This window comes from Micromonospora sp. NPDC005203 (genome assembly GCF_042872705.1).
In the GTDB taxonomy this organism is placed as follows: Bacteria; Actinomycetota; Actinomycetes; order Mycobacteriales; family Micromonosporaceae; genus Micromonospora.
Window position 1 is genome coordinate 234,811 of the sequence record NZ_JBIAKV010000003.1, and the last position, 17,701, is coordinate 252,511.

At 71.3% G+C, this 17,701-nt stretch carries 1 protein-coding gene; it reads right to left on the reverse strand.

Annotated features, from left to right (window positions below; translation table 11 throughout):
• Window positions 1-44: 44 nt before the first annotated feature.
• The gene (locus ACFYPM_RS11000; RefSeq protein ID WP_387194037.1) at window positions 45-17,471 is read right to left on the reverse strand and encodes a toxin glutamine deamidase domain-containing protein; all 17,427 of its coding nucleotides are present in this window, start codon (window positions 17,469-17,471) and stop codon (window positions 45-47) included.
• Between the last annotated feature and the right edge of the window lie 230 nt (window positions 17,472-17,701).

Genomic DNA, 17,701 nt, shown 5'->3' on the forward strand with positions numbered 1-17,701 from the left:
TGTGCCGGACGCGCCTGTTCAAACGAGACGCGGCCCCGAGTCGTTCACGGACTCTCCGGTGCGTCGGCAACAAGCAGGATCAGCCGGTCCATCTCGGGGAAACCGAAGGTGCCATCCTCCGCCAGTTGGCGAAGTCGACCGACCCAGTAGGACCTGGACGGGGAGTCGAGATCGCCAGTTGTCTGCGCAACGATCAGCTCTGCCGCGTCGACGTCGTTTCTGGTGGCGTGACCGAGCGCCGTCAGCATCGCGACGTCGGCCGCGGGCGGGGCGGCCACCTCGATCAGCGGGCGCAGCCGGTCGTAATCAGCCGGGTCGGCCTTGGCCACCAGCGCGCGCAGCGCGTCCCGGCGGGCCTCGGCGCCGTCGGCGGCGAGCAGCGCCAGCGCCTCGTTCCCGATGCCCGCACTGGCGAGGTCGATGACGGTGGCCGCGGCCCGACGCGCGGTCTCGCCGCCGCCGCCGACCGTCTGCCAGGGGAGGTCGTCGAACTCGTCCGGCAGGAGAATTTCCTGCACGAAGGGAACCAGTTGCCGCCCGCCGTCGACGGCGAGGACAGTGTTGAGTGGTTGCCACTCCCGCATCGCGGTTTCCCAGCTGGGCGCGCCCAGCCAGATGCTGATCAGCGGCATCGCGATCTCGGCGGCGAGACCCAGCAACGGACTCCCGGCTCCCGGGCCACCCACCACGACCCGCGTGTGATGCAGCGACGTGAGCTGCCTGGCCCACTGGGTCCGCTGTCTGACGCCCAGGTGTCGGCGGGCCGGCTCAAGCGCGTCGAGCGCTCCCGGCAGGTCGTCGGCGAGGGCTCGGCTGACGGCTTCGAAGAGCGGTGCCGTGACCGGGCTCGCCTGCGCGGTGGTGGTCGGTCCGGCCGCCGACAGCGGTTCGTCGCGCAGCGGTGGTAGGTCCTTCACCTCCAGGTACAGGTCGCGAGCCAGACCGGCGAGTTCCTGGTACCACACGCGGGCCTGCGCGACAGTGCCCCGGCGGGCCCCGTACGACCGCACCTCCACCACTGCGAGCTCGACCGAAAGGCTGCCGTCCGCCGTGTCGAGCTGGTCGTGCGTCGTCATCCCGGGGAACACGTGCTGCTGGTTGACCAGTCTCCCGTGCAGCGCCGAGAGCAGGTACACCATCGGCGACATCAGTGGTGCGGCGCGGGACGCGGTCCAGGGCTGTTGACGGCTCGACAGCCGCACACCGACCCCCGCGCCCGCCACGGCTCCGAGCTCGTCCAGGTAGCCGTCGTTGTGGTCGAGGTAGAACCGCGCGAAGCGGTTGTGGATCACGTCCGCCTGATCGCTCAGGTAGAGCCGCGCCCACCAGGGCAACTGTCGGACGTACAGGCCCAACGCGGGCCGGGACAGGGCAGCGACGTGTGCCTTGGTCAGGCTCATCGGAGCGAGCAGGTATTCGGCGGCCCCGGCCGTGTGCGCATATACCAGCGCGAGCACGCCCTTCACCGCGTCGAGCCCCCGAGCGCTGGGCACCCGGCCCGCCTCGGCGAAGTGCCGCAGCACGTGCGCTGCCTCGCGTTCGCCGAAGTCGAGCCCATCCTGCAGGTTCTCCTTCGCGCGGTAGGCGAGCAGGCCGAGCGGGGGTGACGTGAAGGTGACGGAACTGTCGCGCCAGGTGCGCTGCGCGACGTGCGCCAGGAACCGCAGCAGGCCCTCGACCGGCGTACCGATCGAGATGTGCCAGTGCCAACCACCGTCGTCGCCGCGCGGCGGCGGGCCGATCGTCCCGCTGGCCAACGGCGCGGCCTCCACCTCGGCGGAGGCGAGAGTCGCGGGCAGGGCGACAGTGGGCAGGCCCGGTGCACCCTGGACCGCCTCGAACCGGTCCTCCAGCTCCTGAAGCTGCCGCCAGAAGTTCTCGGTGTCCTCGATCCGGCCATGCTCGCCGGGAAGGTTGCTGATGATCCCGGTGACCAGCTCGGGCATGGCGACCCACACCGGGTCGCCGCTGGCCGGGTCGCCGGGGAGCAGGTACCCGCGAGGCTCGCCGTCCTCGGCCTCCTCGGCGGCATAGTGCAGCTCCTTGTTCTCCACCTCGATGTGGAAGCTGCCGTCGCGGGCACGGGCGAGAATGCCGTCCGATGACGCCTGCTCCGAGCCGTCGGCGTGGAGGTCCATCGGCATGGTGCGTTCGCCCTCCAGGCCGCCGCCGCGGTACCCCCTGCTGGCGACCGGGTCCACCAGGGCCTCGGCCAGCGGCCGACGGGACGTGTCGCCGCCGCGGACCACCCCGTCCGGACCGATCACCAACGCACGGGCGTGGACGTCCGCGTCGTACTCCCCCGGTGTCTCCTGCGGCGCACCCACCCGGGGCACCGCACCCGGATCGGTCAGGTTCAGCCACAGCACACCCTCGTCCGCCGTGTGGTACGCGGCGTACACGTGGCCGAAGCCCGACCGCGTCCGCTGCACCAACACCACCGCCACCGCACCCTTACCGAGCCCCTCCGCACCCAGCCGCGCCGTCAGCCCGTCCCAGCCGTCGAGCCGCTCCCAGTCCCGCCGATCTCCCAGCCACGCCTGCGCCGGCCGACCGAGATCCGAGTCGTCCCGCGTCCGAGGCACCCGGACCGCATGCGCCAGCGGGCCACCCGGAAACAGCCGCGACACCAGCGTCCGCACCACCGCGAGACAGTCCGCCACCGTGACCCGACCAGCTGGGTCGACGACGCGACCCGCGGCGACGACCTCTCCGAACAAGCGACGCAGGCCGGCACCGGTCAGGGCCGAAGACCCCTCCAGGGGTACGGTGGCCGGCTCCGACCGCGTCTCGTCGTCCCGGCTGACCCGGCCGCCGAGGTGGAAGAGTCGGGCCAGGTCACGTCGGTGTGCCGGCCCGGCCCCGACCTGGTCGATCAGGGCCCGTGCGGCGGACGGGCGGGCAACGGCGCTGGGTCCCGGCGGTGCCACGATCGAGGTGTGGTCCACGGCCCGCACCGCCACCACCAGGGCGAGTTGCGCCTGGATGGTGCCGAGGTCCAGCCGCGCGGCGGGCAGCTGCGCGGCGATCGCGTCCGGCGTGAGCAGGAGGACACCGGGCGCCGTGTGCGGATCGGCCGTCGCCGCCAGCAGCACGCCCCACTCGGCCGCGTACCCGTCGACGAGCGTGGCCAGGCCCTGCGTGTCGCCAGCGGAGTCGAGAGCGGCCTCGATGCCGCCCTGCACCTGTCGTACGCCGGCGGAGCGCAGGTGGCGGACCAACTCCCGCAGGTCGGTCCAGGTGTCCGCGGAGTCGTCGGTGATCCGCATCGTGACCGTGCTGCCATCGGGCGCGACCGTGACGTTCCCCGGTCGACGCAGCCGCGCCGCCACGGCGACGCCGTCGACCGACGCACGCGCCGGATCCGCCGGGTCGAGGCCCAGGGTCAGGGTCAGCGCCGCGTCCGCGCCGGGCGCGAGGCCGGACAGCACGCCACCAGTGCGGTACGGGAGGGGATCGTCACCCACGTCGAGACGGTGGCGCACATCGTCCTCGACGGCCCGGAACTCGTCGGGATTGTTGACGAACCCGTCGGCCGGCCAGCGGTGCGGGGCCGGCTTGCCGGGCCCGTCGTCGGCCGACGCTCCGGCCAGGTTCACTGCGCCGTCCGTCGGTGCGGGCGCGGGCGGCGGCGCGGCGGGATCGGGTACGCCCTCGGTGGTGGCCACGAACCGGATCCGGGAGGGATCCGGAGGCGCCGTCGCGGGCTGGCCGGTCTGGTCGTCCCAGTAGGTGGCCTCTCCGTCGTCGTCGCGGAACACGTTGAACGCGTGCGCCACGTCGCCGTCGGCACCGTTGACGACCACGATGCCGGCGGCGCCGTCTGCCGCGTTGCGCATCGCCTCGGTGACCGCGTCGAAGCCCGTGACGTCCCGCAGCGGACGCCCGGCGTACCAGGAGAGCACGCCCACCTCGGTCACCACCGACTCCGGGACGACGAAGGAGCCCTGCCCCCTGGTGCGTATCCGCAGGTCCGTCACCATCGACGCGAAGACGCAGTCGGTCCGTGGGGTGGTGGGGTCCGTGCCGCTCGATCGCAGATACGGATGCCTGGTCAGCACCTCGCTCGCCACCCGGGACGGACCGACCTCGGTCCACCCGCTGCGGTCGGCAGGCGTCGCACCGGCCAGGTCACCACCCCCCGGCCCCGGGGTGGGGGGGCCGGGGGGAGGGCCGGCAGCCGGGCTGGAATCCTCTGGTAGGGCCCAGTGCACCCTCCGTTGCCGCCCCGCGCCACCGGCATTCCCGCTGTCGCTGGCCTTCCCGCTGTCGCTGGCCTTCCCGCCGCCGCTGGCCTTCAGGACACCCCTGGGCTTCCCGACACCGTCGGCTTTGCGAGCGCCCTCGTAGGGCTGGTGGTCGGGCGGTAGCGGCTGGCTGGCCGACGGTGCCGTCAGGGACACCGGCTGCGACTCCGTACGGACCGGAGCCGGCGCTCGGGTGTCGGCGCCGTACCGCTCGGCCAGCACGTCGGCGAGGTTGTGCGAGGGCAACTCCTTGCGCAGCCGACCACCCTGGAACTCCTCCCAGTTGTGCGCCGCCCGCAGGCCCTCGCGGACCTCCTCGTTTGTGTAGCCGAGCACCTGGCCGTCCTTGTCGACCACGACATGCCGGTTGGCGAACACGGGACCGACCCACCCCCGGGACAGCTCCTCGACGAACGCCCGGTCCGTCCCGGCCATCACGACCAGGGGCGACCTCCGGGAGACGCCCGCCGTTTCCAACGTGTCCAGGACCTGCGCGGCCGTTCGGCCGCCGATGGTGGTCGTACCGTCCACGGTGATGCCGCGGCCGATCACCATCGGCGCGTCCGGGTGACCCCGCAGCCCCTCGATGGCGTCCACATGGGCGCTTCGGTCGGCCGCGCCCGGCAGGTAGACGCCCGCGTCGACCTGCCGGCCGGGGTCCACCAGGGCGAACGGAATCCGGGTCTCCACGGTGCCGGCGAGCAGCCGGGTCCGCGTGGTCCTGCTCCCCACGGGGGCATCCGGGCTCAGCCGCTCGGCGAGGGCGTCGATGGATCCGCCGAAGCCGGCCAGATCCTCGACCCACTTGGCCGCGTCGCCGACGGTCTGGCCGGCGTTGCGGACCGTGTCGACGATGCCCTCCCAGACGACGCCCGACACCGTCGAGGTCTTGCCGGTGATCTCCAAGAGCACGTCGCGTTGACGCAGTACGACCGGGTGTGTCTCCTCGTGGGAGCCGGTCTTGGCCGGCGCGAAACGCCGGCCGCGCCGGTCCGACCAGCGCAGTTGGGTGCTTGCGCCGATGGTCTCGGAGCCGATGAACGACACGCCCAGGATGGTGAAGTTGATGAAGCTCTGGCCACCCGGGGCCGCACCGAACTCCGGCCGACCCGCCGAACTGGTGCCACCGCCGCTGTCGCCCGACGCGTCGCCGGAGTCCAGTTGGCGCGACGTGACAGTGGGGCTGCTCGCCGCCCGGACCCCGTCGCCCTGGTTCAGCGACACGAGCGGGGCCAGCGCCACGGTCAGTCGTTGCTCGACCTGGCTGGTGGAGGTCAGGACCTTGCCGACGATCGGGAAGTACTCGAACACCGCGCTCGCGTCGTGGCCGGGCACGAAGTCGACAGGCACATCGGGGTCGCCGGGGTGGGGCTTGTGCTGTTCGGCGGGAAGCCGCCAGGGCGACGCGGCGATCGTCTTGATGGTCAAGGTGCCGTCGACACCGACGCCCATTCCCCCGCTCGGGAAGGTCTGTTCGACTCCGCCGCGTTTGAGCAACGAGTAGAGGTTGCCCCCGCCGACCTCCCCGTCCACGAACCCGGTGAGCTCCCACTGGTTGACGCCGGGAAGCACCTCGAGCACCAGTTCCTGCAGCTTGGGCAGGCCGCTGAACCAACTCACCCGGAACTCCGGTCCCAACCCCTCGGTGGGACGGAAGGACCGGAGCACGTCGAGGGTGAACGCGCCCATCTCGTTGAGTTGGGAGGTCGGGTTGATCCGGACCCCGTGCAGGGTCTCCCGCCCCGTCGGGTCGCCGCGCAACACCGTGATCCCGGGCGGGCGTCCCGGACCGTCCGGCACCAGCGGCTGGGTGGAACCGTCGGCCGCCATGAACTCCAGCACGGCGCCAGCCTTGAGCCAGGACTGCTGGCCCGCCTCGCCGGCCGGATTGGTCCAGAGCGACTTCGCCCAGGAGAAGATGGTCGGCGTCACCGCCGTCATCAGCCAATCCTTCAGTGTCATCACCTGGACGTCGACGCTGATCTCGAAGGGGTAGTACATCCGGGCCAGCCCACCCTTGGACTTGGTGATCACCCGCGGTTCCTGCCGGTCCCGTTCGAGGTCGGCCTCGCTCCGCTGCCGAGACAGCTCGATCTGCGGAGTCCCCCCGATCAGTCGCACCGGTCTGTGCCGCTGCGCCCTCGTGTGCACGGGGCCGGAGAGGCGACCGGTGTGCGACTTCACCCGTTGCGTCGCCTTGCCCCGGGACTCCAGGTGGGTGCCGTGAATCTCCATGTCGGACTCTGGCGCGGGTACCGGAGGGAAGGGGCGACCGTTCTCGTCGACGGCGCCGGTCGTGGAGGGGTCGATCTGGTGGGGAATCTTCCGGCCGTGCAGCCGCAGCGAGTCGTGCAGGGGGTCGGGGCGGGCAAGCAGTTTGTAGTCGACCACCATGGTGCCGCCCAGGTGGGTGATCGCGCGTTGGAACCCGGCCACCACCACCGGGTACGGGGTCGGCCCGGAGCTGAAGTAACGGCGGATGTCGCCGCGCGTCACGATGCTCGACGCGTGCAGGGTGATCCAGTCGTAGAGCCCGGCCGAGTAGCTGTTGGAACCCAGGTCGGTGGCGCCGTCGGCGTCCACCTTCAGGCTGCGCAGCGTCTGGTGCAGCAACTCCCGACCGGCGGGAAGTCTGATGTCCAGCACCGAGGCGTCACCCAGGCCCAGCCGCTGGCTGATCCGTCGTGGTGGGTACACGGCGTCCGGACCCGGCTTGTCGCCCGGCTCGGGGGGCAACAGGTCGAGGGCGGCCTTGACCTGTGCGTGCAGCCCGGGGGGGAGCCCCGCGATGAAGTCGACAGGCCGCTGGAAGTCGGCCGGCCTGCCGTCGATGTCGGCGACGTCGGCGACGTCGGGCCAGGACCGTTCGAGATCCCGCCAGATGGTCGCCATGTCGAGGATGCTGACCAGCGCCTGGATGCCGTCCTCGACGTCGATCGCGCTGCCCGACGCCGTCGCCGGTAGAGCGGCCTCCCACATCCCGCCGAAGAGTGAGCGGAGGCTACTCACCAGGTTGCGGGAGGCGCCGGTGAAGGTGCCGACCATCGTGACCGGGATGGTGATCGTGTAGACGCGGGCGCTGATGTTGTTGATCCGGTAGTCGGTGCCCGCCAGCGTCGTGGTATCGCTGACACGCTCACGCGTGGACGTGAGGTACGTGGCAGTCGGCGCATTGCCGTGGGGGTGCACCGCATTGGCGCCTCCACTGTGGTAGCGCGTCTCCTCCCGGCTCCGGGTGAACGCGCTGGTGCCGGTGACCGGGACCCCGTCCTCCACGTAGAGCTCGTAGTCCCGGGGCTGCGGCACGTACCGGGGCACCTGCTGGATGTAGGCCTGCAACTCGTGCCGGCCCTCCGCGTCGGCGACGAGGCCCGGCTCGAATGCCTGCTCCGACGAGTGCGCGCCGCGCAGCGCCACGTCCATCACCGCCAGCAGCCGCTCCTCGCTGATGAAGACCCGGCGGGTGTGCGCGGACAGGGTGGTCGGCCAGCCGGGGTTGTTGCCGATCAGCTTCGACCACCGTGCGACGAGTATGTCCGGCAGGTTGCTGAGCCATTCCTGCAGCGGGGCGAACTGGCTCGTGGCGAGTTCCGCGAACATCTTGTCGAGCGCGGCGCTGCCGCGGACGGCGTCGATGCCCGCGAGGTTCGGCAGGCTGGGCCCGAGGCTCAGCATGGCGTGGTCGAAGTCGGTAAGGGTCCGGTGACTGATCGGCTCACGCCGGGGCGCGGGCGCGGTCAGCACGCGCATGTCGGGCACCCACGCCTCGTAGGAGACGGGTTGGTCCCCCGGTGCGAACGTCTCGTCCGGTGTGTCGTGGCCCTCGTCGTAGGCCTCGGCGCGAAGGTTCGTGGAGAGGACGAACTTGTGCATCGCCTGGTCCTGCTCGGTGTCCAGGACCACCGACCGACCAGGGACCTGGCCGTACCCGAGGGAGGTGATGTTCTCCCAGGTCTTGCCGATCACGGTGCCGCTGAGCACCGAGTTCGTCCAGCCGGGCAGCAGGTTCTTCAGCCACTTCCGGACCGGCAGGCTGAGGTTGCCGTCGAGCGCGGCGCGTTTGGACCGGAACATCGACCGGAAGCTGTCCAGCCGGAAGAACGAGTCGATGGTCATGTTGGCGCCGAGCTCGTCGGTGAGGCCCTCGTACCCCACCTCCGGGTCCTGGTCGGCGGGGACGAAGTACTTGATCCATTTCCGGTGCGTCCCGGAGGCGGTGAGCTTGTCGTAGGGCACCCACAGGCCGGTGCCGCGCAGGGCACCGATCATGCCGATCCGGTGCGCGCCGGAGCTGGTCTCCAGCAGACGCCTGTGGTTCTTGGCCAACAGCTCGGTGGCCGGCGCGTTCTTCGGCAGGTACCCCTCGCTGCGCAGGTAGTCCTCCACCTGCATGTCCAGGTCCGGTCGTGGATCCGCGGCGGTCCCCTGGGGGGCCACCGTGAAGTTCTTGAAGACCGCCATGCCGGGCCCGTCACCGTCGACGACGCCGCGCGGTGGGTGGCGAACCTTGTCCGCGTCGCGCAGCGTGTACGGCAGGTACCGCACCCGGGCGCCATGGCCGGCGGAGTTCCCGGACCACGTGCGGGAGGGCGGCGCGGCGTGCCGCTCCTTCCCGCCGGTGATCAGTTCGAGCTTCCACCTCATGCCGACGTCGGCGACCATGCCCCGTCGGATCGCCTTGGTGGCCGTGGGGTCGGGTGCCAGGCCGGGCCGTTTCGGGTCGGGTTCCCGGCCGGACCGGAACCCGCGGCCCACGAACGAGACCGCCCCGCTGTTGTGGCCGATGGTGGCACCGGTCCCCAGGCCGAGGGTGACCGAGGGGCCGCCCGAGAAGAACGTGCCGGGAGTCTTGGTTTCCTCGGTCGGCGCCTTCAGAAGCGTCACGCCTCCGCTGAACGGCAGGTCCAAGGCGTTGCGCAGCACGACCGATCCCCGCTCGGTCATCTGCGCCTCGGTCAGGAACTCCAGCGAGTTGTCGCTGGCCCGGCTGACGATACGGCTGGTGTCATCCTTGAACGGCACTCCCGACAGGCGCAGGACGCCGAGCAGTCTGCCGTTCGCGTCGTGGATCGGGTTGCTGTAGGCAGCCCTGTCGCGCACCCGTTGGAAGACGTTGTGCATGTTGCCGTGCCCGGCGAAGCTGAAAATGTGCTTCTGTGACCTCGTGTTGAGCAGCCCCGAGCGGTGCCCCCGCGGGGCACCGAGCCGACGACCACGGCGGGGCGAGCGCACGGCCGGCGCGCCACGGCCGGCGCGCCGACCGCCGGCGGCCCTGCCCCCGGCGGCCCTGCTCCGGGCACGGGCCTCCGCGATGAGACCGGGCAACTCGCTCAGGATGCGCAACGGCAGCTCCGTTGGGTCGTGCAGCGTGTCCAGTGACATCGGGTACGAGGCGAGAGCCGCGTCGTCCGCCACTGTGGTGTCCTCCGGAGGGTCCGGCACGGCGATGTGCTGTGGAAAGAACACCACCAACCGCTCGCGTACGCTGTTCGACTCCGGGTCGCCCTCGATGTCCTGCCAGGGGTCGTCGGGATCGTCGAGAGTGGGTCGCCCCGGGGGCGTGACCAGCCGGGGCGGACGGCCCGCCGGCTCCGCCGTGACCCTCATCTCCCAGGTGTAGAAGTGCGCCAGGCCTGGTTCCCGCAGTCGCTCGATGGTCGCCGGCCCCGTGCCGGTCTCGACGAAGGCGGTGCGGGTCTGCCGGTTGTGGGTCAGCCGGGGCACCGCCGACACGTTGAGCACCCGCAGCGGGCCGGTCGTCCCCAGACCCAGGAACTCCTGGATGGGCAGCGGCAGATCGCGGTAGTTGATGTTGCTGTGGCTACTGGTGGAGGAGACATCCGAGAAGCGCCGCTTCTCACCCTGGCTGACCGGGGGCGGCGGGTAGTCCGGGGCGAGGTCCCGCTCGTCGTGTCGGGTGAGCGTCGAGTGGAAGGTCAGCCGTACCGCGTGGCGGCCGCTTCCGACCACCTGTACCGAGCCGCTGCGCCCGGTGGAGGACGGCAGATCGTCCACCAACGCCACAGGTGTGGTCAGGCGGGCGATGTCGCCCTGGATCTCCGCCTCCTGAGTCCAGCGCCCCAGTGGGCGGACGGCAGCGAGCGCCAGCTCCCGCATCCGAGCCGCGGCCTGCTCGGTGATCACGCCCTCGGCGCCGATACTCAGGTAGCTACGATCGCCTTCGGCCTCGTCACGATCGCCGAAGATGGTCAGGTCCGACTCGCGCTCGTCGGCGAGGTCCTGCCACTCGTCGAGGGCCTTTCGGGCATCATCGGCTCGCGCCGTGGCCGTGTCACGCACCATGCCGGCGTCCCGGGCAGCCCGGGTCAGGCGGCTCGTGGTGTTCGCCAGGTCCGTCTCGGAGGGCAGGCGCTCGACCTCGGTACGCAGCAGATCCCGTTGCGCGGCGGCCTCGTCTCGGCTCGCCGTGGCGGCCTGGGCGGTGGCCCTGTTCTCGGCGTGCTCCTCCTCGGCGTGGCGCAGGCGTGCCCGCAGGCCGTCGTCCCCGTCCAGGGCGGTGCGCTGCTGTCGCAGGCTCTCCGTCACCGACTCCAGGCTCTTGTCCGTCGTGGTGATCGTGGCCCTGGCCTTGGTGAGGGCGGCGTCGGCTGCTCTGCCCCGGGCGCCCTGTTGCCGACCCTCCCCGACGATCGCGTCGAGCCGTTCGGTGCGCCGGGCCTGTTCCTCGATGAGGTGGATCCGGCGCCGCTGACCGGCGGTGCGCTCATTCTGGGCGAGCGTCGCGAGGCTCTCCTGGCTGAGGTTGTCGAGCTGTTCCTCGATCTCCTCCAACCGGTCCTGCGCCGCGTCCCGCTCGTCCTCCAGCCTGGTGATCTCGGCTCGCGCGGCGGCCCGGTCGGCCTCGGCCGCGGCCCGGGCCCGCGCGGCGTCCGCACGCGTCTCCCGCAGGACGTCGTGCTGCCGCTCGGTCCGCGCGAGCTGCTCGGTCGCGTCCGCCAGCGCCGTCGTTGCCGCGGCCACCTCGCCCTGGCTGACCTGTAGCGCCTGCACCGCCGCATCCGTCTGCTGCTGCCGGTCGCGTACCGTCTGCTCGGCGTTCGTCAGGTCGTTCCTGGTCTGCGTCGCCGCCCGTACCTCGTCCCGGTGGTCCCGGAGGCTCCTGTCGGCCTTGTCGGCGAAGTGCTGGGCGTCCCGCTGCCCGGGTTCGAGCACCGAAGTCAGGAGCAGTTTGGTTTCCCGGAGCATCGCGTGGATCTCCGGATTGGGGTAGAGCTCACCGTCCTCGGGATGGTCGGCGAAAGCCCTGGGAGCACGCGGGGCCGGGGTGGATCCGTCACCGCCGTCCCGGACCCCGCCCCGGCTGTCCGCGTCCTTCCCACCGCCCGGACGGTCTGCGCCCTTGCCACCGCCCTGACTCGGCGGCCGGCCAACCCCACCGCCCCCGGTCGCCGATGAGCCCTGCCCCCCGACGCCGCGGGTGTTCGATGTCGCCTTGCCCTTCCCCTTGCCGGTCGGTGTGTCGTCAGCCGAGGTCGGTGACTCCAGCATCGCCTCGACCGGCGGGAGCAGGTCCCGGTCACCGGTCAGCGCCAGCAGCCGGTCCTGGGCGACCCGATAGTCGCGCACCAGGTCGACGAGGCCAGCCCGCAGCGTCTGCTCGGACATGCCGGCCAGGCCCGCTTCCAGGGCGAAGAGTCGCCGGTCGAATGCGGTGACGGCGGAAAAGGCGGCCGACGAGCCCGGCTGTCCCAGAGCGGTCCTGATGTCATCCAGCTGGTTGTCCCGGAGCGAGACGAACGCCTGCACGATGGCCTGTCCGGTGCCCGGCAGCGCCGCCACCAGCTGCGCGGCGTCGTCGACGCCGGCCAGACCCACGGTGTACGTCGGCAGCGCGCCGGACGAACGCGGGGTCACGTCGGTGTCAACCGTCTCGGTCGCCGCGCCCCGCAGGCGTTCCACAGTCGGCACGGTCTCCGCACCGGTCGCCCGGTTCACCTCGTAGCGGGCGTGGTCCACCTGGAGCAGCGCGTCGCGGAAGTGCTCGCGTGCCGGCCCCGAACGGCTCTGGTCCGAGCTGACCACACCGGCGAGCCCCTGCCGGGCCGCGTCGAGGACCGCCCTGGCCGTCTCCACCTGCCCGGTGCGGTCCGGGCCGTCCGCCGTGCCTGCCTGGTCGGTCAGCGCCTCCCGCAACGCCGCCTCGATCCGACCCGTCAACCCGTCGAGTTGGTCCAGGACCTCCTGTGCGGCGCGCCGCACGCCGTCGATGCTCGCCGGCACCAGATGGTCCACCAGGGCGACGGAGTTGGTCTGCACGCTCGTCAGCGCGTACACCCAGGGGTTGTCGGCGTAGCCACCGAGATCCGGATCGACGACCAGTTCCCAACCCTGCGCGGTCGACTGCCAGTAGTTGCCCTGTGCGTCGACGTTGAGCACCGAATTCGGGATCGGCGTGAGCTGGCCGTGCGCTGCACCGTACGCCTGTGCCGCCGCCTGGACGCCACCCAACGGCGCGGTCTCCGTGGGTGCCCACTGCTCGGAGCGGGCCCGGGCACGCTCGGCCACCTCGTGCGCCTCGTTCGTCAGGGCGAGCATGTCGGTGACGAAGTCGTCGGTGCTGTCGAGCGTGGTGTACGGGTCGTACTGCATCCCGGGGGTGGCGTCCTGGTGCGCGCGGTTGTTCCGCTTCTCCAGCACGAAGATCGCGCGCGTGCCGTCGGGCGACAGGTGTGGGGGGAAGCTGGCCAGCTTTCCGAAGAGGTCACCCTGGCTGATGTTCACCACCGGCACGCCGGTGAGCCCCTCCTGGATCAGCTGTCGCACCGAATACCGCCGGTCCGTGCCGGAGACCCGGTACAGAGCATCGATCCACGACAGTCCCTGTTGCTCGGCCGGGTGACTACCGAGGCCCTGCTGCTCCTGCCGGTAGGCGTTCTCGATTCCGTTGGTGATGTCCAGGATGTTGCGGCTGAGGTAGTCACGCACCGCCGGCGGCAGGTTCGCACCGTAGTGGATCATGTCCTGCCGGCTGAGCAGGAGCACCGAGTTCTTGCTGATATTGGACCCGGCGATCGGGCCGATCACCTCACCTGTCGCATTCGTCAGGACCTGGACGAGGGCGCCGTGCAACTGCGTCGGCTCCTCGAACTGCATGAGGTCCTCGATGTCGGCCGGGGAGAGGGGCTGCCCAGGGGCAAGGGAGCGAACGAAGTCGGCCATCAGACGCCTGGCAATCCGGTCGGCGACCCCCACCGCCTCCGACACAGTGCCGGCGGTGGCAACGCCGAGCCCCGCGGCGTCCCACTGAGCGGAGTTCATCAGGGTGGGCAGCGCCGCCAGCGATCCGCCCGCGGAGAGCTGCAGGTTGATGTTCTGCCCATGGACGTTTGTCGGATGAAAGAGCGTCTGATCGGTCATGCCCTGCTCGACCTGGACGTTGTCCGGGGTCTGCAACGCCTGGTACAACGCGTCGGCGTAGTCGCGGCTCTCCGGTGGGACCTGGTTGAGCCAGTCGTCGAGATGCCCCCGTTGCCAGTCCGCGGACGGTTGCAGGGCTTCGCCCATCGTCAGCCCGAGGCGTCCCGCGTCCTGCAGCCACCGCATGAGCGCCTTCCCGAGGCCGTGATACTGCGCCACGGTGAAGGGGACGGTTCCCTCCTCCCCCGGCACCGCCGCACCAGGGTCGTAAACCACCTCGGCGGCGAGCCACAGCTCCTGCCGGTGGCCCTGGTAATGCCGCCCCTCGACCGCGCGGAGATGAGCGAGAGACGGGTACCAGCGGTCCGAGTAGCGGCCGTACACCGGGGATTTGTTCTCGCCCTTGACCGTCAGCCCCAGTGAGTGCACCGTGGCGATGGTCTCGCCCAGCCACGCCTCCTGTTGGGCGGTCGTCGCGGGGTGCACCGTAGCTCCGATGCGGACATAGCCCTCCAGCTCGCCGCCGATCAGGCCTGGTTCGTGGGTTTGCGGCACCCGGTCGGGGAGAGCGTCCGCCACCCGGTCACCAAGCGTCGGCAGCGCCGACTCGGCAGCGCCGGCCAGCACCGCGCCGGTCGTCAGGTCCACCTGCCGCAACGCGCCGTCGGCGTCAGACACCAACCGCACCGCGCCCCGCAACTCCCCCGGCGGGCGATCCACCTCGAAGTCGACGAACCGACTGTCGGACCCGTCCGGCGAGACGTCCCCCTGCGTCTCCACCAGCACGAATCGTGACCCGGAAGCACGCCATACCAGGGCCATGTGCGCGGGCGTCTCGCCGTTGCCCGTCGGCGGCAACCACACAGGCGTCATCGCACCAACGGACAACCCGGCCAGCCGGCCGACACCACCCGCCGGCCCGAACCAACCTCCCAGCGACTGGGCCACCACATCCCGGGCTCGCGGGCCATCCACCTCAGCCACGATCGGCACGCCGACCCGGCGCAGCACCCCCGCGACCCGATCGGCGCAGTCCGCGGCCCTGTCCCAGACTGGCAACTGGCCCACCGCCGACCACAACCGCCGATCCACATCGCCGCGTTCCGGGGCGACCCCGTCCGCCCTCTGCCCGACCGGGCCCAAGCCGCCCGGCTCGCTGCTCGGCTCGTTGGCCGGTCCGTTGCTCGACTGGCTGGCCGGCGACTGCGCCGTTGCCGGCAGATGCTCGACCCGGTCGACAGCAGCCTGATGGGACCGCTGATCGGACGACGTCGGCACTGTCGAGCGGTCTCCGCCCACCACCTCCGGGCGGCTCGGGCCGACAAGCGTGTCGACCGCCGGCAGGAGCGCCGCGCCGGCGACGCTGCGCACCTGTTGTTGCGCCGAGTCGTAGGCGGTCAGCACCCTCGCGATGTCGGCCCTCGCCTGCTGCTTCGACAGGCTCGGCAGCGACTCCTCCACCTGCGTCAGCGACTGCTGGACCGACCGGACTGCGTCGCGGGCGGCCGCCACCTCCGGGGCACGGTCCGGCGGCGACGCCTGGAGCGCGCCGATGATCGCGTCCTGCGCACCCTCGAACGCGGCGCGGGTGTTGGCCACCACGTGCGACACGTCCTGGGTCGACGACGCCAGCAGTCGCTCCACATCGCCGCTGCGGGGATCGCTCCTGCCCGCCGAGGCCTCTGCGGACTGCGGCAGAGCCGGATCCGCACCGTCCGACCGGTCGGTGCCGAAGCCCAGTGTCTGCTCGACACCGGGGTCCGAGACGGTGCGCAGGTCGGCTGAGCTGCCCGGGTCGGTGGTCGCACGGTCGGCCCCCTGAGCACCGTCGCCCCCGACCACCGTGGTCGGAACCCCCGATCGGGCGGCGCCGCCATCGAGCGACTGGCCCGCGCCCACCTGTGCGCGCTGCTGCCCCTCCCCCCGGGCACCGCCAGCGTCACCCACCGGTGACGCCACACCACCCGACGACGCCACACCACCGTCGGCCGAGCCCGACCCCACAGCACCCCGCGAGGCACCACCAGCACCACCATCAGCCTGCTCCGAACCCGACCCCACACCACCGCGCGAGGCACCACCAGCACCATCGGCCTCCGGGGCGGCTCCGGCCGCGGACTGCCCGCCGGTGATCTGGTCACCGCCGACGCGAGCGCCGTCCCGCTGCGCGACCTCGCCGGATTGGCCACCAACCGTGGTCTCGGCCGGCAAACCGCCCGACAGGTGGCCGACATCCTCGTTCGAGCCGACAAACGAACCATCGCCGAACCCTCCGCCCGACCGGTCAGCGACGCCGTCGCCGGTTGGCGTGCCCGCGACGCCGCCGGCCACATTCGTCCCACCCTGGCCGATGGAACTGCCAGCACCCTGCCCCGCAACCACGCCACCGTCCGCCACACCACTCGCCGCACGGCCGCCCGCCACACCCCCACTCGCCACGCCACCAGCCACCGCCTGGCTGTCCGCCACCCCACCACTCGCCGCACGGCCGCCCGCCACGCCGGCACTCGCCACGCCATCGGCAATCCCCGCGCCACGACTGACGGCCGCGCCCGCGTCGCCGTTGGACGACTGAACGCCGGAGCCGGCCGCGCTACCCTCCGAAATGCCGCCGGTTCCCGCGTCTGTCGACGCCTGCTGACCCGCTGCGCTCGACGCGCCGGCGCCCAGCCCGGCGTCCCGGCCGATGCCGACACCGCTGTCCCCGAGGAGGGACTGCCGAACCTCATCGGTGGCGGGCGACGTGTCTCCGGTCCCGGCGTCACTCTTCTCGTCGCCGAGCAGCTTCTCGTTGTCCCAGTCGATGCCGCTGCTCTTGTCGTCAACGGAGTAGGCGGGTGGTTCGCCCGTCGGCTTCTCCTGCTCGCCGTCTACGCCGGAGTCGCCACCGCCCTGCTGCCCGTCGCCGCCCAGAGGGGCCGCCTTGTCGTACCCGTTGCGGTACGGCAGGTTGAGGCCGTCGGCCAACTGCCCTGGAGAAGCGGCGTTGCCCTCGTACAGGCCACCGAAGAAGGCGCTGGTCGCCGTCCACGGCCGCCACTCGATCTCCCCACCCACCGCAGCCTGTCCGGCCGCAGTAGCCGGCATCGCCACGGCCGCCTGCGCCGCGCCCTTCGTGAAGAGGGCGCCGGCCCGGAACACACCATCGGTGATGTAGAGCGTGCCGTCCGCGCCCACCCGGTCGACCTTGGCGATCCTGCCCGCCGCCCAGTCGACGACACCCGAAGCAGCGGAATTGGTCAGACCGGCAGCCGCACCCGCGATCACCGTCTGAATCAGAGACTTCTCGATCGCGTTCCAGTCGATGCCCTCCCGCACCCCATCGGCATCCTGCGCCGCCTGGATCACGATCATCAGCAGCGGCTCCTGCGCGATCTCCTGCCCGACCTCGACGAAGAGGTTGCGAAGAATCGCGGTGATGATGGCGCGGAACCCACCAACCACCAGTGGAATCGCCAACGCTCCGAACAGCGACGCTATTAGCCAGGCCAACTGGATGGCCAACAGCGCCAACTGCACCACCAGCAGGATCTTCTTCTCCTGAAGTTCGGCCGCACCGTTCTTCAGGTCTTTCCGCATGTTTTCCGCAGTCGACCGCAACTGATCGAGATAATCGGCGAGGCTGTCCAGCGACTCCGTGACCCCGTCAGCGAACATCCCGCTCAATACGGCCGGCACCCGAGAACGCTCAGCCCTGAGCGTCTCCTGGGCCGCATCCAGAACGTCCCGAAGGTGCTCCCACTCCCCGGAGTGCGCCCGCATCCCGCTCTCACTGCCCGTCGGCCAGGTCGCGCCGACGAAGAAGTTCAAGATGTGGTTCAACCAGTCAGGAATGGGGGTGTCCATGCCGGGCCGCTCCCGCTATCCGGTGCTCGGCGACGGCGCGCTGGCACACGCCGACCCGTCGACGCTTCCCCGGCTGCCCACCGTCAGGTTGCCGCGCGGTCGCAATGACAGCGTTCGCATTTCGGCTGCACCCCCCTGTCACACCCGCACCGGATGAGCATGCGACGGCGAACGCCGACGCGGCGGTTTCCGACGCCGTACCGGCGGAGTTGGGGGTTATCCCTCATGAC